General features: G+C 74.7%; 15 protein-coding genes. 6 read left to right on the top strand and 9 right to left on the bottom strand.

Annotated features, from left to right (window positions below):
* Positions 1 to 119: 119 nt before the first annotated feature.
* Positions 120 to 971, bottom strand: a complete 852-nt coding sequence (locus tag ACIQVZ_RS05035) for a hypothetical protein (protein WP_402447297.1) — start codon at positions 969 to 971, stop codon at positions 120 to 122.
* Positions 972 to 975: 4 nt separating this feature from the next.
* A complete protein-coding gene (locus ACIQVZ_RS05030; protein ID WP_402447295.1) occupies positions 976 to 1,593 on the bottom strand; it encodes a papain-like cysteine protease family protein in 618 nt (205 codons plus the stop codon).
* Between the two features lie 464 nt (positions 1,594 to 2,057).
* Here ACIQVZ_RS05030 and ACIQVZ_RS05025 point away from each other — a divergent pair, with 464 nt between their 5' ends.
* Positions 2,058 to 3,017: a helix-turn-helix transcriptional regulator gene (locus ACIQVZ_RS05025; protein WP_350883041.1), complete on the top strand. Its 960-nt coding sequence runs from the start codon at positions 2,058 to 2,060 to the stop codon at positions 3,015 to 3,017.
* An 87-nt stretch (positions 3,018 to 3,104) separates the two neighbouring features.
* Here ACIQVZ_RS05025 and ACIQVZ_RS05020 read toward each other — a convergent pair whose 3' ends face one another.
* The gene (locus tag ACIQVZ_RS05020; protein WP_402447293.1) at positions 3,105 to 6,314 is read right to left on the bottom strand and encodes an EAL domain-containing protein; all 3,210 of its coding nucleotides are present in this window, start codon (positions 6,312 to 6,314) and stop codon (positions 3,105 to 3,107) included.
* 223 nt (positions 6,315 to 6,537) lie between these two features.
* Between ACIQVZ_RS05020 and ACIQVZ_RS05015 the strand changes: the two genes are divergently transcribed.
* From ACIQVZ_RS05015 to ACIQVZ_RS04995, 5 genes are all read left to right on the top strand, one after another.
* The gene (locus ACIQVZ_RS05015; RefSeq protein WP_402447292.1) at positions 6,538 to 9,903 is read left to right on the top strand and encodes an amino acid adenylation domain-containing protein; all 3,366 of its coding nucleotides are present in this window, start codon (positions 6,538 to 6,540) and stop codon (positions 9,901 to 9,903) included.
* Positions 9,900 to 10,655, top strand: a complete 756-nt coding sequence (locus ACIQVZ_RS05010) for a leucyl/phenylalanyl-tRNA--protein transferase (protein ID WP_402447291.1) — start codon at positions 9,900 to 9,902, stop codon at positions 10,653 to 10,655. The genes ACIQVZ_RS05015 and ACIQVZ_RS05010 overlap by 4 nt, the downstream gene beginning before the upstream one ends.
* Positions 10,656 to 10,722: 67 nt before the next feature.
* Entirely contained in the window at positions 10,723 to 12,264 is a 1,542-nt protein-coding gene (locus ACIQVZ_RS05005) for a hypothetical protein (protein WP_402447289.1), read from the top strand.
* A gap of 196 nt (positions 12,265 to 12,460) precedes the next feature.
* Complete coding sequence (locus ACIQVZ_RS05000; protein WP_402447287.1) at positions 12,461 to 14,035, top strand: alpha/beta fold hydrolase; 1,575 nt, start codon at positions 12,461 to 12,463, stop codon at positions 14,033 to 14,035.
* 73 nt (positions 14,036 to 14,108) lie between these two features.
* Complete coding sequence (locus tag ACIQVZ_RS04995; RefSeq protein ID WP_350883029.1) at positions 14,109 to 14,870, top strand: serine hydrolase; 762 nt, start codon at positions 14,109 to 14,111, stop codon at positions 14,868 to 14,870.
* A 65-nt stretch (positions 14,871 to 14,935) separates the two neighbouring features.
* Here ACIQVZ_RS04995 and ACIQVZ_RS04990 read toward each other — a convergent pair whose 3' ends face one another.
* The 6 genes from ACIQVZ_RS04990 to ACIQVZ_RS04965 all read right to left on the bottom strand — a co-directional run bounded on the left by ACIQVZ_RS04990 (position 14,936) and on the right by ACIQVZ_RS04965 (position 21,710).
* Positions 14,936 to 16,069 carry an FAD-dependent monooxygenase gene (locus ACIQVZ_RS04990; protein WP_350883026.1) on the bottom strand — a complete coding sequence of 378 codons (1,134 nt, stop codon included), beginning with the start codon at positions 16,067 to 16,069 and terminating at the stop codon, positions 14,936 to 14,938.
* Between the two features lie 39 nt (positions 16,070 to 16,108).
* Complete coding sequence (locus ACIQVZ_RS04985) at positions 16,109 to 16,711, bottom strand: ATP/GTP-binding protein (RefSeq protein ID WP_350883024.1); 603 nt, start codon at positions 16,709 to 16,711, stop codon at positions 16,109 to 16,111.
* Between the two features lie 3 nt (positions 16,712 to 16,714).
* A complete protein-coding gene (locus tag ACIQVZ_RS04980; RefSeq protein ID WP_402447284.1) occupies positions 16,715 to 17,197 on the bottom strand; it encodes a DUF742 domain-containing protein in 483 nt (160 codons plus the stop codon).
* A 5-nt stretch (positions 17,198 to 17,202) separates the two neighbouring features.
* Entirely contained in the window at positions 17,203 to 17,658 is a 456-nt protein-coding gene (locus ACIQVZ_RS04975; RefSeq protein ID WP_350883022.1) for a roadblock/LC7 domain-containing protein, read from the bottom strand.
* The gene (locus ACIQVZ_RS04970; protein ID WP_402447283.1) at positions 17,655 to 20,723 is read right to left on the bottom strand and encodes a nitrate- and nitrite sensing domain-containing protein; all 3,069 of its coding nucleotides are present in this window, start codon (positions 20,721 to 20,723) and stop codon (positions 17,655 to 17,657) included. Before ACIQVZ_RS04970 ends, ACIQVZ_RS04975 begins: the two co-directional genes overlap by 4 nt.
* A gap of 294 nt (positions 20,724 to 21,017) precedes the next feature.
* Entirely contained in the window at positions 21,018 to 21,710 is a 693-nt protein-coding gene (locus ACIQVZ_RS04965; RefSeq protein ID WP_402447281.1) for a FadR/GntR family transcriptional regulator, read from the bottom strand.
* Between the last annotated feature and the right edge of the window lie 92 nt (positions 21,711 to 21,802).

Here is a 21,802-nt window from a genome sequence, read left to right as displayed (position 1 = left end):
TAAGTGACGTGCAGTCAATTGCTGTGCGGGCTTTCCACCACAACGCGCCGTCGGCGGGACACCCGGAGGTGTCCCGCCGTCGGCGCCGTTCGCAGGATGGAAGCCGAGCGACGGTGCCGTCAGGCGGTGCCGCGGCCCGCCCGGCGGCGGCGCAGTAGCGCCGTGCCGAGTCCGAGGGCGGCGAGGAGGGTGCCCGCCCCGGTGAGCAGGGCGGTGGTCGGGGTGGAGTCGCCGGCCGGCGCCGCGACGGGGGACGTTCCCCGGTCGAAGCCGCCGAGCAGGTGCGCCTTGGCGTAGTCGGTGCCGGGCAGCTTGTCGGCGTACCGGTCGTGGACCACCTGCTGGTACTGGGCGAGGGTGATGCCCGCGTCGCCCACGGACCGGACCGCGTCCGGGTTGAGCGGCCGTACCTGGCCGTCGACCAGGGCGTACCAGGCCCTGATCTGCGGTTCCTCGAAGGCGACGGCGCCCCGGCCCAGTGCTGTCGCGGCGGCGGCGTGGTCGGTCTCGTCGCTGCCGGAGGCTATGTTGATCTCGGCCCAGGATCCGCCGGCGTGGGGGTCGGGGGCCGTCCACACCGAGGCCTTGCGGCCGTCGGCCGCGTCGGCCTCGGTCGCCATGAACGCGAACTTCGCGACCGACGCCCCGACGGAGGCCGCCGCGACGAAGTCCGGGTTGAGGTAGTACACGGGCACGGTGTCACCGACCACCCGGGCGGGGGCGGCGGCCTGCGCCTGGCGGGTGTCGGAGGAGCCCTGACCGGAGCCGTGGGCGAAGAACCCGCCGAGGGTCTGCACGACGGGGGCGGCTTTCGCCGCCGCGGCGGCCGCGGTGACGTCGGCCGTGGACGGGGCGGCCGGGACGCCGGCTGCCGTGGCCGGGGTGGCGGCGAGGGCGGGGGCGGCGGCGAGCAGTCCGCTGCCGGCGAGGGCGATGGCGGCGAGGGCGCGCGGGGCGCGGAAGTGCGTCATGGTGTCACGCCCCGATCCGGTACAGCGAGTCGTTCCAGTTGAACTGGCCGTTGTAGCCGGCGTAGTAGCTGTACGACGCCAGGTTGTAGCGGTTGCTGCTGGGCCACGGGTCGCCCCAGTAGATGGACTTGTTGCTCTGGTCGTAGCCGTAGATGACCTGGGCGTGCCCGCCGCCGGCCAGCCAGGAGATGCCGGTCTCGATCGGCCGGCCCGCGTTGATCTCGCTGACGATGGTGGTGAAGGGCAGGGCGCCGGTCTCCTGACCGGGGGACACCCCGAGGGCGGAGAGCGCGTTCTGCACCCAGGAGAGCTGGCCGGGCTGGTTGGGGCACTGGTACGAGGTGTCCTGGCCGTAGGCGAGGTCGCAGAACGAGTTCTGGTCGGTGCCGTGGCCGAGGAAGGTGGCGATGGTGTCGCCGGAGGCGGCCCAGCACCACTGGTCCTGCTCCTGCGTCTGCATGGAGATGTTGAGCCGGGAACTGGCGGCGAAGGTCGGGGAACTTCCGGCGGCGGCCTGGGGGGAGGCCGAGGCGGTGCCGGCGCTGGTGGTCACGACGGCGGCCAGCATGCACAGCGCGGCCAGTGCGGCGCGCAGGGACGACCCACGGATGGGTCCGTTCATGGGGGAACTCCTTCGTGCGGGGGCACGGGCGGCTCCGTGTGCACCCGGCGCCGCCCTGGGGTGTGCCTTGTGTGGGGGTGTGCTGTGTGGGGGTTTGCCGCGCGGCCGACGCGGCGGGCCCGGACCGGGGTGCTAGGAAGCGTAGGCAGTCGGCCGGGTCGCTCCCAGACCCCCCGGAGGGGAGCGGGCGGTGCTGTGAACGGGGCTGTGAAGAGGGGCGGTGCGGCGGAGGTGCTGCGCCGCAGACGGGTGGCCGGGAGTGGGGCTCCCGGATATGGACGCGGCCGGGGTAAGCCGGTAATTTCACAGCGCGCCGCGTCCCCCCGCACCGCGTCCCCCGCACCACCGCCGTCCGCACCACCGCCGTCCGCGCCACCGCCTCCGTACTGCCCCCCCGCACCGCCGCCGTGTCCCCTCGGCCCCGCCGCCGCGTGCCGGCCGGGCCAGTAGCCCCGGGAGTCCCGATGGCCAGTCGTCAGGAACCGCCGCCCGGTGTTGCCCCGGAGAGCGCCGCCGTGCTGGCCGCGCTGCGGAGCGGGCCCTTCGGCCTCGCGCTGCGCACCGCGATCGAGGCCCGCGGGCTGCCGCTGGAGCGGCTGCGCAGCCGGCTGGCCGAGCGCGGACTGCGGATCGCCGTCACGACCCTGAGCTACTGGCAGCGCGGCCTGCGCCGGCCGGAGCGCCCGGAGTCGTTACGGGTGGTGGCCGCGCTGGAGGAGATCCTCGGGCTGCCGACGCATGCGCTCACCGCCCTGCTGGGTGCGCCGCGGCCGCGCGGCGGGGCGGACCGCGACGGCGGTGGTCCCCGTCCGTACCCGCAGATGGTGCGCACCCCCGGTGATCTGGGCGGGCTGCTCGCGGATCTGGACAGCCCGGCGGCCGGGAAGCTCCAGGTGGTCACCGAGTGCGCGACGGTGACGGTCGGGCCGCGTCGTGAACTGGCGGCGCTCAGTTCGATGGTGGCGGTCCGGGCCCGGCAGGACGGGGTGGACCGGGCGCTGCTGATCTACGACTGCGACGAGGGCGTGGACGAGGGGGCCGTCGAGATCGTGGCGGGGGACAGCTGCCGGCTGGGCCGGGTGCGCCGGGATCCGGTGGCCCGGGTGGTGCTCGCGGAGCTGCTGTTCGACCGCTCGCTGCACTGCTCCGAGACCCAGGTGTTCTCCTTCGAGGTGCGCCCGCACAGCGCGGCCGAGTGTTGCCGCTACCGCGCGGCCTTCCGCTTCCCGGCGGACCACTACGTCCTGCGGGTGCGCTTCGATCCGGGTGAACTCCCGGTGCAGTGCCAGTGGTTCACGGCGAGTGACTCGGAGGGTCCGGACGACAGCCTGGCCGACCTCACCCTGGACAGTCACCACCTGGCGCACGTGGTGGCGACCGCGCTGGGGCCCGGGGTCGCGGGCATCCGCTGGGCGTGGACCTGAGGCGCGGCCCTCTGGCGTGGACCTGAGGCGCGGACCTGAGACGCGGACCTGAGGTGTGGACCCGAGCCGCGGTCCTGCGACCGGGGGTCAGGCCGGTTCGTGCGCGGTGCCGCCGACGAGGGCGCGGGCCTGCGGGGCGGTCATGGGGTGGGCGAAGAGGTAGCCCTGGCCGAGCGGGCAGCCCATGGCGGCGAGGAGGTCGCGCTGTTCGGGGTGTTCGATGCCCTCGGCGATGACCCGGACGCCGAGGGTGTCGGCGATGCGGGTGATGCCTTCGACGAGGGCGTACTGCTGCGGGGAGAGGCCGAGCCCGTCGATGAAGGACTTGTCGATCTTGAGGATGGAGATCGGGAACTCGCGCAGGTAGGAGAGCGAGGAGTAGCCGGTGCCGAAGTCGTCGATGGCGATGCCGACGCCGAGGTCGCCGAGGGTGGCCATGTCGGCGTGGACGCGGTCGTCGCGGCGCATCAGGACGGATTCGGTGAGTTCGAGGACGAGAGTGTGCGGGTCGATGCCGGAGCTGTGCAGGGCGCCGCGGACGACGTCGACGAAGCCGGCGTCGCGGAACTGGCGGGCGGAGACGTTGACGTTGACCCGCAGCGGGGGGAGGCCGGCGGCGGCGCGGTCGGCGGAGCTGGCGGCGTGCCAGGCGGCGGCTTCCTGGGCGGCGCGTTCGAGGACCCAGGCGCCGAGGGGGACGATCTGGCCGCTCTCCTCGGCGAGGGCGATGAACTCGTCGGGCAGCACCATGCCGCGCCGCTGGTGCGGCCAGCGGACGAGCGCCTCGAAGGCGACCAGGCCGCCGGTGCGCAGGTCGACGATCGGCTGGTAGTACAGCTGGAAGGAGGATTCGGCGATCGCCGCGTCCAGGTTCTCGTTCAGCTCGTGCCGCTCCACCAGCCCGGTCTGGAGGGCGGGCTGGTAGTGGCGCCACTGGCGGCGGCCGGCCGCCTTGGCGGAGTAGAGCGCGAGGTCGGCGTGGGTGAGCAGTTCGGCCGCGTCCACGCTGTCCTCGGTGGTGGCGACGCCGATGCTGGCCGTCACCCGGACGGCCCCGGCGCTCAGCTTGAACGGTTCTGCGAACGCCGCCAGTACGGTGTCCGCGATGGCGTCCACGTCGGCCGGGCGCAGCGCGTCCTCGACCAGGACGGCGAACTCGTCGCCGCCGAGCCGGGCAGCGGTGTCCGAGCTGCGCAGCGCGGTGGAGACCCGCAGTGAGACGGCGATCAGCAGTTCGTCGCCGACCGCGTGCCCCTGGGTGTCGTTGACCACCTTGAAGTCGTCGAGGTCGAGGAAGAGCACCCCGGTGACGGCGCCGCTGCGCTCGCCGCGGGACAGCGCGTGGCCGACCCGGTCCAGGAACAGCACCCGGTTGGCGAGGCCGGTGAGGGAGTCGTGGAAGGCCCGGTGGGTGAGTTCGCGCTCCATCTGGCGCTGCTCGGTCACGTCGCGCAGGGTGAGTACCAGGCCGCCGACCGTCGGGTCGGCGCGCAGGTCGTTGAAGCGGACCTCGGCCTCGATCGGGGTCTGGTCCTGCCGCAGCAGCCGCCAGTGCTCACGGGGCTGCTCGCGCAGCGGTTCGCGCGGTGGCGAGTGCGGCTGCTCGCGCGGTGGCGAGTGCTCCGGCGCGTGCGCCGGGGCGGCGCCCACCGGGCCGCGCATCCGGGCCAGCGCCCTGCCGACGGCCCGGCTGTCCTCGGGCGGGACGAGCTCGGTGAGCAGGGTGCCGTCCAGACTGGGGTAGCCGAGGACCCGTTCGGCGGAGGAGGAGGCGTAGCGGACGCCGTCGTCGGCGTCCAGGATCAGGATGACGTCGCTGGCGTTCTGCACCAGGGTGCGGAAGTACAGCTCGCTGTTGCGGCGGTTGACCTCCTGGCTCAGCATGACCCGTTCGACGGCCAGCGCGGCCTGCGCGGCCAGGATCTCCAGCGAGCCCCACAGGCTGGTGAGCTCCTGCGTGGTGCCGGTGACGATGAGCGCGCCGATCAGCGGGTCGCCGGAGGGGCGTTCGTCGAGGGTGAGCGGGCACAGCAGGGCGGAGGGCATGCCGTCGAGGCGGGCGGCGAGGTCGCTGCCGATGTCCTCGACGGGCAGCAGCCGGGTCTCCCGGTAGGCGGCGAGGGCGAGCGCCTCGTCGGAGTCGGTGACGGGGCCGAGGTGGTGCTGGGCGGCGCCGCGTTCGGCGTGCCGTACGTGCAGGACGCCGGCCTCGGTGACGGCGAGCAGGGCGACGTGCCCGGGCTCGGTGGGCATCAGGGTGGAGGCGGTGGCCTGGACGGCGTCCGCGACCTCCTCGACGGTGACGGCCGCGGTGAGTCTGGCGCCGGCCTCGCGCAGGGCCCGCTCGCGGGCGATCGCCTGTCGGCGGGCGACCACGACGACCGCCAGCCGGGCCAGCACCAGCAGGTACAGGAGGGCGGAGAAGGCGCCGATCACGCCCGCGTTGCTGGTGTTGCCGTCCAGCGACTCGATGATCAGGATAGCCGGGGCGATCAGCGAGGCGAGGGTGAGCAGGGCGAGGCGGCCGGCGCTCAGGTCGGGCTGCTGGGTGGGGACGGGTCTGGTCAGCTCGACCATGGACGGGTGCAGCGCGGCCGCGCCCCAGGCGGTGTAGAAGGCGGCCCAGCCGAAGTCGACGGGGGTGCCGATGTGCCAGTTGCCGTGCAACTGGATCAGCCCGTACAGGGTGTCCGCGACCAGCATGCCGACGGTGCCGACGGTGAGCAGTTGCAGTGCCCGGCTGTTGCCGCCGCGCGGGGTCAGCAGCCGCAGCAGCAGGGCGAGGACGACCACGTCGCCGAGCGGGTAGCCGATCGAGACGGCCTTCTGGAACCAGGAGAGGTCGGGGTTGCGGGCGTACGGGAGGATCAGGTAGATCCAGGCGAGCAGCGCCAGTCCCATGGTGAGGATCAGCGCGTCGAGCAGGCCGGCGCGGTCCTGACGGGCCGTGCGCCAGCGGATGAAGCCGAGCACGCCGGCCGCGTACAGCACGAACTCGGCCAGGTAGAAGCCGTCGGCGACGGACGGGAACGGGTTGTGCAGGTGCAGGAACTGGGTCTGGACGACCTGGACGACCTCGCCCGCGGTGAAGCTCAGGTTGGCGAGCGCCAGCACGTACCAGAACAGCGCGTGCGCGGGGCGGTTGAGGCGGACACCGGCCACGATGGCCGCGCCGCTGCCGAGCCCGATGCCCGTCCACCAGATGATCCGCTGTGAGGGGTTGATGTAGTAGACGCCGGTGAACAGCACCATCCACAGCAGGTAACAGACCATCAGGCGTTGTCGCCGACGTGTCAACGGGGCTACCTCCTCCGCGACGCCACCCGGCCGGTGGGACGGGGGAGTTCGGGCGAGGACGGGTCTTGGCGGTCGCAGGGTCGTCTCGTCCCGGGCTGACGGGCACACGGCAGCGTCGCGTCCGATCGGGTTGCGATCGGACGTTCGTCCTGCGCCCTGAGTGCGTATAGTCGGAAATGTCGCACCTCCCAGGAAACTGCCGCCACAGCACGAGGTCAAGCCGGTGGACGACGCAGCAGACAGCGCACAGGGCGTACGAACGGATGTGAAGTCCGGGCGTCACGCCGTGGTTCGCAACGACAGCGGTCAGTACGCGATCTGGCCCGGCGACTTGACCGTGCCGGGCGGCTGGCACCTGGTGCACGGGCCGGCCGGCCGCGACGACTGCCGGGCCCACGTGGCCCGCGAATGGCGCCCGCCCGGGCTCGGCTTCCCCGGGCTCGGCTCCCCCGGGGAGCGCGGCCGCGGGTGGGCCGATGGCGACGACGGCACCGTGCCCGGACTGCTGCGCTCCCGCGCCGCGCAGCACCCGGACGCGGTCGCCGTCGTCGCCGATGACGCCACGCTGAGTTACCGCGAGCTGGACCGGCGCAGCGATCGCCTGGCCAGGGCGCTGCGGGCGCGCCGGGTCGGCCCCGAGGAGGTGGTGCCGGTCTGTCTCGAACGCGGCGCGGGCCTGGTCGTCGCCTGGCTCGGTGTGCTGAAGGCGGGCGCGGCGCTGCTGCCGCTGGACCCGGCGTACCCGGCGCGGCGCCTGGCCCGGCTGGTCGAGGACAGCGGGGCGCGGGTGGCGGTCACCGACGGCGGCGGGGCGCTGCCGGGCGTCGAGCCGGTGCCGGTGGACGCCGAGGAGGGGCCCGGCGGGCCGGCCCGTACCGGGTCGGACGGCACCGGTGAGTCCGACGGTGCCGGGCCCGACGACCTCGCCTACCTGATCTACACGTCCGGTACCACCGGCACCCCCAAGGGCGTCCCCGTGACCCACCGCGCCCTGGTGTTCACCCTCGACCGGGTCGTCCACGCCTACGGCCTCGCCCCCGGCGAGCGCGTCCTGCAACTCGCCGCGCTCGGCTTCGACACCGCACTGGAGCAGGTCTTCGCGACCCTGCTCGCCGGGGCCACCCTCGTCCTCGGCGGCGGCCGCACCTGGGCGCCCACCGAACTCGTCCACCGGATGCGCGGACTCGGCCTCGCCGTCGCCGACCTCACCCCCGCCTACTGGCACCACGTGCTCACGCTGCTCCCGCCCGGCGGGCCCGGCCCGGAGGGGCTGCGGCTGGTCGTCGTCGGCGGGGACGTCGTGCACGCCGCCGACTGCCGCAGCTGCCTGGACCGGCTGCCCGGCGTCCGGCTGGTCAACGCCTACGGGGTCACCGAGGCCGCCGTCACCTCCACGCTCTGCGAGGTCACCCCCGCCCTGCTGGACGCCGCCGGCCCGGGCGGCCCGGCCGCGCCGGTGCCGATCGGCCGCCCGCTGCCCGGCGTGCGGGTGCACGTCCTGGACGCCCGGCTGTCCCCCGTGCGGCCCGGCGAGAGGGGCGAGATCCACCTCGGCGGGCCCGGCCTCGCCCGGGGCTACTGGCGCGCCCCCGTGGCGACCGCCGAGGCCTTCGTCCCCGACCCGTACGCGCCGGTGCCCGGCGAGCGGATGTACCGCACCGGCGACGCCGGGCGCTGGCGGGCCGATGGGCAGCTGGAGATCCTCGGCCGCTTCGACGACCAGGTGAAGGTGCTCGGCCACCGCGTCGACCCCGCCGAGATCGAGGCCGCCCTCGCCGCCCACCCCGACGTCCGGCAGGCCCGCGTCGCCGCCGACGGAGGCGATGCCGACGGGGGCCGCGCGCTCACCGCCTACTACACGCTCGCCGACCACGCCGACGCCGGTGCGGAAGCCGGGGCCCGCCGCGACCGGCTCCGCGCCTTCCTGGCCGAACGGCTGCCGGAGTACATGCTCCCGGCCGCCTTCGTGGCGCTGGACCGGATGCCGCTCACCCCGGCCGGAAAGGTCGACCGCCGCCGGCTGCCGCACGCCGAGCCGCGCGCGCCGGCCGGGCCCGGCCCGGGCGGCACCGGGGCGGCGGGGGGCGGGGGTGCCGTCGAGGACGCCATCGGGCAGCTGTGGGCCGAACTGCTCGGCGTCGAGGACGTCGGACCCGCCGACGACTTCTTCGCCCTCGGCGGCAACTCGCTGCTGGCCATGGAGATGCTCGCCCGTGCCCGGATCATGCTCGGCCTCGACGTCACCCGTGTCCGCGACCTCACCCGCGCGCTGCTGCGCGACGCCACCCTGGGTGCCTTCGCGACCGCCGTCCAGACCGCCCGCGCCGACGGCGCCGCCCGCACCACCAGCGCCGACGGAGCCGGCCCCGGCCCCGGCGAGGCCGCCGTCGACTGGGCCGCCGAAGCCCGGCTCGCCCTCCCCGTCCGGCAGTCCTGGAGCCCGGCGCCCAGCCGCGCCGAACCCGCCGAGATCCTGCTCACCGGCGCCACCGGCTTCTGCGGCGCCCACCTGCTGCACGCCCTGCTCGCCACCACCGGGGCCCGGATCCACTGCCTGGTCCGCGCCCCCGACGAGGAGCACGCGCTGGAACGCCTGCGCGCCGCCCAGCAGCGCTTCCTGCGCCACGACCTCACCGACACCCGGGTGGTGCCCCTGGTCGGCGACCTCGCCGCACCCCGGCTGGGGTTGACGCATCGTCGGTTCGACGGCCTGGCCGGGAGTCTGGACGCCGTCCACCACCTCGGCGGGCAGGTCAACTTCCTCTACCCGTACCACCAGCTGCGCGCGCCCAACGTCGGCGGCACCCGCGAGATCATCCGCCTCGCCGGGCACAGCCGGGGCGTACCCGTGCACTACCTGTCCACCCTCGCCGTGCTGGCCGGCTTCGGCGCGGCCGGCATCCGCGAGGTCACCGAACGGACCCCGCTCGCTCACCCCGACCGGCTCGGCGTCGGCTACGTCGAGAGCAAGTGGGTCGCCGAACAACTGCTGCACGAGGCCGCCGCCGCCGGGCTCCCGGTCACCGTGCTGCGCACCAACGACGTCACCGGGGACCTCGCCACCGGCGTGATGAACACCGGCACCGAGATCTGCGCGCTCATCGCGTACCTGGTGGACAGCGGCACCTGCCCGGACGTGCTGCTGCCGCTCGACTTCGTCCCGGCCGACCGCTTCGCGCGCGCCATCGCCCACATCGCCGCCCACGCCCCCGCCGACGGCGAGGTCTACCACCTCACCTCGCCGCGCCCGGCCGACCTCGCCGACCTCGCCGAACGGCTCCGGGCCCGAGGTCACCCGATCTCCGAACTCCCTTACGGGGACTGGGTGCAGGGCCTGGTGCGGTTTGCCGCCGGGCACCCCGCCCACCCCATCACGCCGTTCGTGCCGCTGTTCGTCGACCGCGCCCCCGGGTCGGCGCTGTCGATCAGCGAGCTGTACTTCCGGCCCGTCTTCCCGCTGTTCGACCGCGCCAACACCGACGCCGCGCTCGCCGGCAGCGGGATCGACCTGCCCGCCGTCGACGCGGGCCTGCTCGACCACTACCTGGACCGGCTGGCGGCGGAGGGCTTCCTCCGGCCTCCGGCATGAGCGCCTTCGACGGGCTGGACGTCCACCGTGGGCCCGGGGACGGGCCGGTGGCGTTCGGCGGCGGCCTCGGCGCGTCGGACCTGCTGGCGGCGTACCGCCGCGGCCTGTTCCCGATGCCCGCGGCGGACGAGTACGCCGGCGCCTACAACGAGGCGCGCTACGAACAGGCCGTTGAGGCGGGCGAGGTGGCACTGTTGCCCGGCGGGGGCGACCCGTACGCGCTGGCCTGGTGGTCGCCCGATCCCCGGCCCGTCCTGCCGCCCGACGGCGTAAGGCTCGGCAGCCGCCTGGCCCGGCGGCTGCGCCACCGGCCGCAGTGGTGGACCAGCGCCGACCGGGCCTTCGGCGAGGTGCTGGCCCGCTGCGCCGAGGGCCGCCAACCGGCCTGGCTTACCGGTGAGTTGCGGGCCGCGCTGGAGCAACTGCACGCGCTCGGGGCCGCCCACAGCGGCGAGGTGTGGGAGGGCGAGGAGCTGATCGGCGGGGTGTTCGGTGTCGCCGTCGGGCCCGTCCTCAGCCTCGACTCGATGTTCCACCGCCGCCCCGACGCCGCCCGCGTCGCCGTCGCCGACCTCGGGGCGCGCTTCGGCGCGGCCGGCGGGCGGCTGCTCGACGCCCAGTGGGACAGTCCGCACATCCGCAGCCTCGGCGCCGAGCCGGTGCCCCGCTCCCGGTACTTGGCCGCGTTGGCGGCGGACGCCGCGGTCGGCCTGCTGCCGGGAGCTCCGCTGCCCGTGGCCCGACTGGTCTGACCTGCGCCTTTTACCCTGCTTGGCCTGTCTTCGACAAACTTATTCCCCGTCAGTAACATGACGCCGCGTGTTCAAAAGCTCCATAGGCAGGGCCGCCGGCCCCGCCCTCCTCACCCTCGCCCTCGCCGGGGTCGCCGCCTGCGGGCCGACCACCTCCGGCACTCCGCAGGCCGTCGCCGGCACCACCGAAGCGGCCGTCACCACCGGCACGACCACAACCACGACCGCCGGCGGCGGCCAGGCCCCGACCGCCCCGGCCGCCGGCACCTCCCGCGCCCGGGCCGCCGCCGCCCCGACCACCGCGGCCGCCACCGCGCGGCCGGCCGGTGCGGCCGTTGCCGCAGGTGCCGCCGGTGCGCCGGTCACCGCCGCCCCGGCCGGCGACCGGCAGGCCGCCGTGGTCGCCCCCGCCAAGGACGGCGGCGCGGCCACCCCCGCCGGGCAGAACCTCCAGCTCACCGCGTACGACCCGGCGGCCGGCACGGCCGTGCTCTCGGCGCCGCCGGCCGCCGGGCCCACCGCGACCGCCGGCGCGACGCCGACCCCCGCGCCCGCCCCCGCAGTTCAGCCCGGGCAGCTCATCGCCAGCCCGCCCACCGCCGCCGCGCCCCAGGGCGCACTGGTCGCCGTCACCGGCGTCCGCCCCGGCGCGGGAGCCGGCCTCAACCTGACCACCCGCCCCGCCACCCTCGCCGAACTCCTCGGCGGCACCGAGGCCGACGGCCAGGTGCCCGTCGACCCGCACGGCATCACCGTCACCCCGCTGGTCAAGGACCTCAAGGCCGTCGTCGGTGCGGACGTCGGCGGCGTGAAGGCCGACGCCTCCGGCACCCTGGAGGTCGACGTCAAGGCCCCCGTCCCGCTGCCCGACGGCGCGAGCGTGGACGCCTCCGGCTCCCTCCAGCTGCACCCCGCCGTCCACTTCGCCTATCACGGCGCCGCCGCCGGCAGCCCGCGTACGGCCTCCATCGGCTTCGACCTCGGCGCCCACGCCCAGTGGAAGGTCACCGGCGACGTCGCGCGCGGCACCGGCGCCGCGCCCGTCCGGCTGCCCTTCGCCACGTTGCAGGCCAGCCCGGTGCTCACCGTCGCCGGACTGCCCGTCGTGGTCAACCTGAAGCTCACCTGCTACCTGGAGGTCGGTGCCGACGGCCAGGTCCACCTGGAGGCCGAACAGGAGGCCACCGGCACCTGGGCCGTCCGCGCCGACTACACCGGCGGCAAGGGCTGGACCCCGACCACGGACGCCGACACCAAGGTCTCCCCGGTTCGGGTGCGCCTCACCGGCAAGGCCGGGGTGCGGGCCGCGCTCGGCGCCGAGGTCTCCGTCGGCCTCTACGACACCGTCGGCGTCCAGACCACCGTCGCCCCCTACCTGCGGGCCCAGGCCGAGGGCTCACTGGCCGCCGATTCCTCCGGCAACCCGCCGCAGGCCCAGGGCAGTTGGTCGCTGGTCGGCGGCGTCGACCTGACCGGCTCGCTGCTCGCCCACCTCAAGGTCTTCGGCACCCCGGTCATCGAGGGCACGTACCCGCTGCCGCCGTTCCACCGCGAATGGCCCCTGGCGGCGGGCTCCGCGGCCCTGCCGTCCCCGCGCCCGAGCAGCTGACCCGGGCAGCCCTGGTCCCGAGGTCCGGTTACTGCTCGGGCGGTACGCCGGGCGGCGGGGCTACTGCTCCTGACGTACCGACAGTTCGTGTCCCAGGGCGATGATCCGGCGCCGGGTGCGCTGGAAGGCTGACGCGCAGGAAGTCGGGCCTGACCGACTTCCTGCGCATCCGCACCCATCACCGCCAGGAGACCGTATGACCACCCCCAAGGGCCTGCGCCGCGTCGCGGCCGCGGGCCTCGCCCTGACCGCCTGCCTCGCCACGGCACCCGCCGCCACGGCCGCCGCCGCCGAGCGCGACGGCGGCCCCGCGAGCGCCGGAGCCGGACTCGACCGCTACCACCACCAGCACCTCGACTGGCGCAGCTGCGTCCTGGGCCCCGACGACGAGGTCGGCCGCGGCCTGGAGAGCGCGGGCGCGCGCTGCGCGGACGTGACCGTGCCGCTCGACTACAGCGACCCCCGGGGGCGGACCATCACCGTCGCGATCTCCCGGCTCAAGGCCACCGACACCCGGCACCGGATCGGCTCCCTCCTGCTCAACTTCGGCGGCCCCGGCGGGCCGGGCCTCGCCAACTCCGTACTGGTGCGCGGGGCGATGAAGGAGACCGGTGCCCGCTACGACGTGATCGGCGTGGACCCGCGTTTCGTCGGCCGCAGCACCCCGCTGGACTGCGGCCTGTCCAACGGTCCCGTCCTGCCCTCGGCCGGCGCCGACCGGGCGGTCTTCGACCGCCAGACGGCGTGGGCCAAGGGCGTGGCCGACCGGTGCCGCGCCACCAACGGCTCGGTGCTGCCGTTCGTCACGACCCGGAACACGGCCCGCGACCTGGACGTCGTCCGGGCCGCGCTCGGCGAACGGAAGATCTCCTACCTGGGCTACTCGTACGGCACCTACCTGGGCACGACCTACACCCAGCTGTTCCCCGGCCGCTACGACCGGGTGGTCCTCGACGGCGGGATCGACCCGCGCAGCTACAACCCCCGGCTGATGCGGGGCACCGAGAACGAGCACGAGCGGGCGCTCGACGGCTGGGCCGACTGGGCGGCCGCGCACCACGCCGACTACGGCCTCGGCGGTACCCGCGCGCAGGTGCGCGCCACGATCGACCGCGTCGTCGCGGCGGCCGAGCGGGAGCCGCTCACCGTCGGCACCGCCCCCGACGTCTTCCGGCTCGACGGCAGCCAGGTGCCCTCCCTGGTGTTCGCCGGGATCGCGAGCGACCTCGACCCGGCGCGGGCGGGCCTCGCCGAGCAACTGTCCGTCCTGGCCAAGGCCGCCGACGGGCAGCCCACCCGGGTGTCGCCCGACTTCGCCACCTTCCTGCGGGGCGCGTTCACCAGCGCGGGTTCGGCCACCGGCAGCGTGCAGACCGCGATCCTGTGCGGGGACGTGGCCGCCCCGCGCGACCCCGAGCAGTACTGGCGCGACATCGAACGCGACCGGGCCGCCCACCCGCTGTTCAGCCCGATGACCGACAACATCACCCCGTGCGCGTTCTGGGACGCGCCGCGCGAGGAGCCCACCACGGTGCGGCGCGACGCCGCGGCCCTGCTCGTCGCCGCCGGCGGTGACCCGCGCACCCCGTACCGGGGCGCCGTCGCCCTGCACGGCATGCTGCCCGGCTCCCGGCTGGTCACCCTCGACGGCGCCTTCCAGCACACCAGCTTCGGCGTCTACGGCAACGCCTGCGTCGACGACTCGGTGAACGCCTACCTGGCCACCGGTCGCCTGCCGGGCAAGGACCGCACCTGCGCCAAGCAGGGCTGAGCAGCCCTCGACAGTGCCGAGCAGCCGTGGGCAGCCCTTCCTGACCAGCCGAAGGCTGCCCTAGGCTGCGGCCATGCTCTCTGTGGTGGTGGCCCCCTGGGCGGGCGAGGCGGAGCCGGTGTTCGTGCGGGCGCCGGACGAACTGCACGATGCCGCGAGCACGATGAAGGTCGCGGTGCTGGCGGCGCTCGCCCGTGGCGGGGCGGATCTCGATGCCGAGGTGCCGGTGGTGAACCGGTTCGAGTCCGTGGTGGGCGGGGAGTTCGGCAACGATCCCGACTGGGACAGCGATCCGCTGCCGTGGGAGCTGCTGGGCACGCACGTGCCGCTGCGGCTGCTCGCCGAGCGGATGATCACGCACTCCTCCAACCTGGCCACCAACCTGTGCCTGGCCCGGGTCGACCGGGCGGCGGTGGCCGAGGCGTGGCGGCGGGCCGGGGCGACGCGCAGCGCGAGCCCGCGCGGGATCGAGGACTACGCGGCGCGCGACGCCGGGGTGCACAACCTGGTGAGCGCGCGGGACCTGGTGCGGCTGCTGCACTCCCTGGGCGGGGAGCCGGAGTTGCTGGCGCTGCTGGAGCGCAACGCGTTCCGGGTGGACCTGGCGGCGGGCCTGCCGCCGGACACCCGGATCGCCTTCAAGAACGGCTGGGTGCCCGGCGCCCGGCACAGCGTGGGCCTGGTCCACCCGCAGGACTGCCCGCCCTACCTGATCGCGGTCTGTTACACCGGCCCGCTGGCCTCGGGCGAGGACCGCACCGACCCGGCGGCCCGGCTGCTGGCCCGGGTCTCGGCGGCGGTGTGGCAGCGGCGGCACGAGCTCGCCGGTGCGTGAGCCGACGCGTGACCCGGCTGCCCACCCGCCTGCTGCGCGGCTTCGCGCAGCAGGCGGGACAGCGGTCAGTACGGCTGGACGAGGACGTGGGCGGCGCCGGGGATGCCGACCTTGAGGAGTTCGTCCTCCTCCGGGGTGGTGGGCGTGCCGGTCTCCTGCTTGAGGATGGCCCGGGAGAGCGCCTGGACCCACATGGCGCGGGGCCGGCGGCGCTCCTCCCAGGCGGCGAGCGCGGCGGGGACGGTCTCGGCGGCGTCCAGGCTCCGGGCGAGGACGAGGGCGTCCTCGACGGCCATCGCGGCGCCCTGGGCGAGGTGCGGGGTGGAGGCGTGGGCGGCGTCGCCGGCGAGCGCGATCCGGCCGACGTGCCAGGGCTCCTCGACGCTGACCTGGGAGATCCGCGAGTAGACCACGGCGGACGGGTCGGTGACCTGGGCGAGGGCCTCGGCGATCGGGCCGCCGAAGCCGGCCAGGCGCTCGGCGAGCTGCTCGTGGGCGTGCCCGGGGTCGGGCCGGAAGTCCTCGGCCTCGGCGAACACCGAGCCCAGGTACATGAGGTCGTCGGTGATCGGGGTGAGCAGTGCCTTGGCCTTGAGGTTGCCGGTGGACATCACCACGCCCTGGACCTCGGGCGAACGCGGCAGGGTGACGCGCCAGTTGGCGAAACCGGTGTACTCGGGCGCGTACTTCTCCCCGTAGAGGCGCTTGCGCAGCGGGGAGCCGATGCCGTCGAAGCCGACGACGAGGTCGTAGCGGCCGCGGTGCCCGTCGGTGAGGGCGGCGTCGACGCCGTCGGCGTCCTCGGCGAGGTCGGCGATGGTGGTGCCGAAGCGCAGGGTGGCGCCGGCCCGGGTGGCGGCGGTGGCGAGCACCTGGGCGAGGGCGGGGCGGGGGATGCCGTTGTTGGAGGGGGCGTCGCCCATCCGGGGCTGCGGGATCTTGGCGAGGGTGGCGCCGGCCGGGTCGCAGATGGTCAGCACCTCCCACTCGAAGCCGGCGGCGAGGCAGTCGTCGAGGACGCCTATCTCGCGCATCACGTGGAGGGCGTTGGAGGGCTGGATGATGCCGACGCCGAGGGCTTCCAGCTGGTCGCGCAGTTCGGCGACGTCGACGTGGTGGCCGCGCTCGGCGAGGGCGGTGGCGAGGGTGAGCCCGCCGATGCCGCCGCCGTGGACGAGGACGCGCAGAGGTGAGGTCATGGGGTGGCTCCTGGGGAAGGGAGGTGGTTCAGCCGACGTTCAGCCGACGGGGGCGGCGGAGAGGTCCATCAGGTGGTCGACCAGGGCGAGCAGCAGGTCGCGTCCGAAGGCGCGTTCGCGGACGTCGCCGAGGAGCATCGGCACCTGCGGGTCCAGGTCGAGGGCGGCCCGGATCTCGTCGGGGGTGCGGGTGTTGTGGCTGTGGAAGCAGTTGATGGCGACGACGAAGGGGATGCCCCGGCTCTCGAAGAAGTCGATGGAGGCGAAGCTGGTGTCGAGCCGGCGGGTGTCGGCGATGACGATGCCGCCGAGGGCGCCGTTGACGAGGTCGTTCCACATGAACCAGAAGCGTTCCTGCCCGGGGGTGCCGAACAGGTAGACGACGAGGTCCGGGTTGACGGTGATCCGGCCGAAGTCGAGGGCGACGGTGGTGGTGTCCTTCTGGTCGACGCCGGACAGGTCGTCCACGCCGACGCTGGCCCGGGTCAGGTACTCCTCGGTGCGCAGCGGGGTGACCTCGCTGACGGAGCCGACGAGGGTGGTCTTGCCGACGCCGAAGCCGCCCGCGATGAGGATCTTGACGGCGGCCGGCGCGGTGGCGACGCCGGCGTCAGCGGCACTGCTGGGGTGGGGTGTTGCCATGGTTCAGAGTCTCCGGAGTCCTTCGCGAACGGCCGTGAGCAGGCCGAGGTCCACGCCTCCGGCGGCCCGGGCCACCGAGAGCGGTGCCCGGGCCCGCAGCAGGCCCTGGGCGACCAGGTCGCCCAGCAGGATCTTGGTGACCGAGACCGGGAGGTCCAGGCCGGCCGACACCTCGGCGACGGCGGCGGGCCGCCGGCAGTGGTCGAGGATCATCCGGTGCTCGGGCTGGAGGCCGCGGGCACCGGCGCGGCTGCCCCGCGCCAGGGCCCGGGCGGCCTCGTCCTCGACGGTGGTGAGCACGGTGATCAGGGTGAGGTCGTCACGCTCGGGCGCGGTGCGGCCGCGGGTGATGGTGTACGGGCGCACCATGGCGCCCGACTCGTCCTCGGCGTCCTCGTCCGGCAGTTCGCTCCAGTGCGGGACCTCGCGGCGCTGCCCGCTCCCGTTCTCGCTCCCGTTGCCGCTCCCGCTTCCGTACGGGCCCACCGGTGTCAGCTCCGGTTCCGGGCGGCGAAGGCGTCGAAGCCGGCGGGGGAGGCGGCGCCGGCCTCGGCCCGCACCGGGGTGGTCATCTTCTGGCCGACCTGCTGCACCAGGGTGTGCATGGCGACCGACATGATCTCGGCGTCGACCTCCTGGGAGGCGACGACGGCCAGGTGGGTGCCCTGGGCGGCGGCGATGATGAACAGCCAGCACTCGGCGAGTTCGACGATCACCTGGTGGACGGCCCCGCCGTCGAAGAGCTGGCCGACGCCGCGGGCCAGGCTCTGCTGGCCGGTGGCGACGGCGGCGAGGCGCTCGGCGTCGGCCCGTTCGATGGTGCGGGAGTGGCTGACGACCAGGCCGTCGTCGGAGAGCAGGACGGCGTTCCTGGTCCCGGGCACCGAGTCGACGAGTCCGTCCAGCAGCCAGTCCAGGTCCTGGTGGGTGGCGATCGTTCGGTTCATGACTGGTCATCCGTTCGTGTGGTTCGGGGGTTCGCGGCCGGCAGGGTCCAGGGGGAGGGGCCGGGCGCGGGCGTCGGTGAGCCGGCGGGGGCGGTGGGGGGAGCCGGTGGGGTCACGGCCCCGGGCAGCGGGTGCTCGCCGCTGTCCTGGGCGCGGGCGGCGCGGGACTGGCGCTGGAAGGCGCCGATCGTCGCACCGGAACGCTTCGCCGGGCGCTGGAAGGGGCCGCCGGCGGGCTCGCCGGCCGGGGCGGCGGGTTCGGCACGGGGCCCGGCGGTGGGCTCGGCCCACTGCGGGCGGGGCGCCGGCGGGACGCGCAGTTCGGCGGCCAGGCTGGCCTGCCGGACGCGCTGGGGCAGCGGGGGCTGCTCGGTCTCGGTGGGGCTGAGCGGCACCGCGGAGGCGTACTCGCGGCGCCTGCGCCGTTCGGCCAGCCGGTAGTGGTCGGCCGGGCGGTACTGCTCGTCGGCGTACGGGGCCTCGGCGTCGGTGACCCGGGCGTAGGCGATGTCCGGGTAGGCGGGCACGTCGTGCGAGGGCAACTGGTCGACCGGGGCGTCGGGGGCCGGCGAGCTGTGCTCGATCGGCTGCTCGGCGTACGGGGCGGCGGGGAACGGCGCGGGCTCGGCGGCGGGCGCGGCCTCGGGCTGGACGTACTCGACGTGCCCGAAGGCCTGGACGGGGGCGGTCAGCGGGTCGAACGGGAGCTGCTGGGGCTGCCCGAGCGGTTCCGCGTACCCGAGCGGTGCGACGTACCCGGGCTGCTCCACCTGGCCGGGCTGGTCGACGGGCTGGACCTGGCCGAAGGCCTCGACCTGCCCGAACGCCTCCACCGGGGGGAAGGACTCGGCCGCGGCGAAGGCCTCCACCGGCGGGACGGACTCCGTCGGCGCGAAGGACTCGCCCGGCGGGAAGGAGTCCACGGGCGCGACCGGCGGCCCCGCCGGCTCCGGCTCCGGGGCCTCGTCGGAGGCGGTGAGCAGCGCCTTGCGGGAGCGCCGCACGAGCGGGATCGGTTCGACGGGGGCGGCGTCGGGGAGTCCGGCGTCGCCGTCGATGACGAGCTCGTCGGGGACGAGCACGACGACCCGGGTGCCGCCGAAGGCCGACGGCCGGAACTCGATCTTGAGTCCGTTGTGCGCGGCCAGCCGGGCGATGACGTAGAAGCCGAGGCGGACGTCGTCCGCCCGGGCGAGCACGTCGGTGCGGGGCGGGCGGCTCATCAGTTCGTTGGCGGCGTCGTACTGCTCGGGGTCCATGCCGAGGCCGCGGTCCTCGATCTCGACGGCGAGTCCGCGGCCGACCATGGCGGCCCGGACCTCGACCGGGGTGGGCGGCTTGGAGAAGGTGGTGGCGTTCTCCATCAGCTCGGCGAGCACGTGCGCGACCGGGCCGACGGCCCGCTCGGACAGCCACGGGTGGCCCTCGACGTCGATCATGATCCGGCGGTAGTCCTGCACTTCGCCCTGCGCGGCGCGCAGCACGTCCAGCAGCGGGACGGGCTTGCGCCAGCGCCGCTGCGGCTGGCCGCCGGCCATGATGACGAGGTTCTCCTCGTAGCGGCGCAGGCGGGCGGTGAGGTGGTCGAGGTCGAACAGGCCCTCCAGGACCTCCGGGTCCTCGTGCTTGCGCTCCAGCTCGTCGAGCTTGCGCAGCTGGCGGCCGATCAGCAGCTGGGTGCGGCGGGCGATGCGCTGGAGCAGCCGCTCGAAGCCGCGGTGCTGTTCGGCCTGCTTGACGGCGGCCTCGACGGCGGAGGCGCGGGCCAGGTTGAGGGCCTGGCCGAGGCGGGCGAGTTCGTCGGTGCCGTTGCCGTGCGTGCCGGCGGTGATCGTGCGGGTGTCGGTCTCGACGTCGACCTGCTCGCCGCGGCCGAGGCGTTCGACGACCTCGGGGAGGGTGCGCTCCATCTCCTCGGCCTGGGTCTGGAGCTCCTTGATGCGCCGGCGCAGCGAGCGGCTGAGCCGCCAGGAGGCGATGATCACCGCGACGACGGTGATCAGGCCGATGACGGTGGTCAGGACGACCGTGGTGAGGAGGGAGAGGATGGTGCCCTTGCCGACGTCGACGATGGCGCTGGTGCGGGTCTCGATGGCCTTGACCAGCTGCGGGTTGAGCTGGTCGAGGGCCTGGCGCCACTGGTCCTGGGCGGCGGGGAGCTTGACGGTGCCGTTGGCCTCGGCGGCGGTGGGCTTGGTGAGCGACTGCTCGACGGCGGCCTTGGCCTGCCAGGCGGGGCTGTTCATCAGGTCGTGCCAGGCGGCGGCCTCGCCGTCCGGGATGTACGGGAGGACCTGGACGGTGAAGAGGTGCTCCTGCGCCCCGACGGCCTGCTGGACCTGCTGGTAGTCGGTGACGGTGAGCCGCCCGGTGGGCCAGCCGCGGGCGAGGATGGCGTCCTCGCGGGCGAGCATCTCCTTGGCCCAGAAGGCGTTCACCAGGGTCTTGGAGACCCAGGTGACCTCGCCGGCGTCGACGCGGCTGAGTGCGGTGAACAGTCGCAGGTCGACGGCGATCAGGTCGGTGTAGTACGCGTAGAGGCTCTGCTGGTCGATCGAGCCGTGGTCGACGGCGGCGCGCTGTTCGGCGAGCTTGCCCATCGCCTGGCGGGCCTCGGTGACGGCGGTGAGGACCTCTTCGGGGGCGCTGTCGGCGGTCTTGCCGGAGAGGACCTGGAACTGGCGGACCGCGTCGTCGGTCTGCTGGCGCTGGCGGCGCAGCTGGTCGGTGTTGCCGCCGGGCCGGGCGAGCGCCTCGGCGCTGAGCCGGCGTTCTTCCTGGAGGCTGTAGTAGACGATGTTGGACGGCTGGCCGGCCTTCTGGGCGAGCAGGCCCTGGGCGGCCTGGCGCTGGAAGTCGAAGACGGTCTCGCCGCTGGTGACCGCCCACAGGGCGGCCAGGGCGATGCTGGGGACGACGGCGAGGACGAGCAGCGCCGTCCGCAGTGACAGGCGCGGACGCCTGCGGGGGGCCTTCGGCGTCGGGGGCCGCCGATTCGCACGCGCGCGCAGAGCAGTCTCCTTGGGGATGGCGGCCGGCCTGAGCGGGGCGGCCGTCCGGGGCACGGGCTTGACGAGGCGATACTAGTCATACCGTGTGATTGGAGTGAAAGTGCGTTCGCCGCCTGGACCGTGGTCACACACGCTCCGGACACAATGTCATCTGACGGTTGATCGTACGTGCTCGAAGCATCCCAGTTCGGGGCGGGTTGACGAGGCGTCGGCCGCCGGGGCGGGCGGCGGGGTGGCCGCCGTGTGAAAACTGTGTGCCCGCGCTCCGGATATCCGTCCGGTCGGTCGGTCGGCTGCCCGGTCGGTTGATCGGCTGACGCCCCGCCCGCCCCGCCTCGCCCGCCTCGCTCAGTCGGCCAGCAGGCGCGACCGGGTGGCCTCCAGCTCGGCCGCGAGCACCCGCCCGGCCTCCTCGGGATCGCCCCGGTGTAGCGCCCCGACGAGGTCCGCGTGCGACGCGTAGCCGTGGTTCGGGTCGCCGCTGCGCAGCCCCAGCACCCCCACCAGGTCCACCAGGTGCTCCCTCAGGACCGGCACGAACTGGGCGAACAGGTCGTCCAGCACCGGATTGTGCGCGGCGGCCACCACGGCGGTGTGCAGCGCGATGTCGGCGTCCACGAAGGCCGCGTCGTCCGCGCCGCCCGCCGCCAGCCGGGTGGCCAGCGCCGCGTCCACGGCGGCGAGGTCCTCCTCCGTGTGGCGCGCGGCCGCCAGTCGGGCCGCCTGCACCTCGACCATGGTGCGCACCTCGTAGACGTGCGCCAGCTCCGCCCGGCGCAGCCGGGTCGGCCAGTCCAGGGCGGGCCGGTCCGCCGTCACGAACACGCCCGACCCCTGCCGGCTCTGCACCATCCCGGCGCCGGCCAGCGCGCGCAGCGCCTCCCGGACGGTCGAGCGGCCGACGCCCAGCTCCTTCGCCAGGGCGACCTCGCCCGGCAGCTTCCCGCCCACCGGCCAGTGTCCGGCGGTGATCTGCTCCTCCAGGCGTCGGGTGGCCTGGTCGACGAGGGGGGAGCGGTGGAGGGGGCCGAGCGGGGACATTCGCGTTCACCTGTCAGCTTGTCTGAGGACTTGGTTCGTGGTTAGTCTACCCGGCATGCAGCCGTGGAGTCTCCCTCTGGGTGGCCTTCTTC

Source organism: Kitasatospora sp. NPDC098663 (genome assembly GCF_044760075.1).
Lineage (GTDB): Bacteria > Actinomycetota > Actinomycetes > Streptomycetales > Streptomycetaceae > Kitasatospora.
This window is presented reverse-complemented; position numbering and strand designations above follow the sequence as displayed.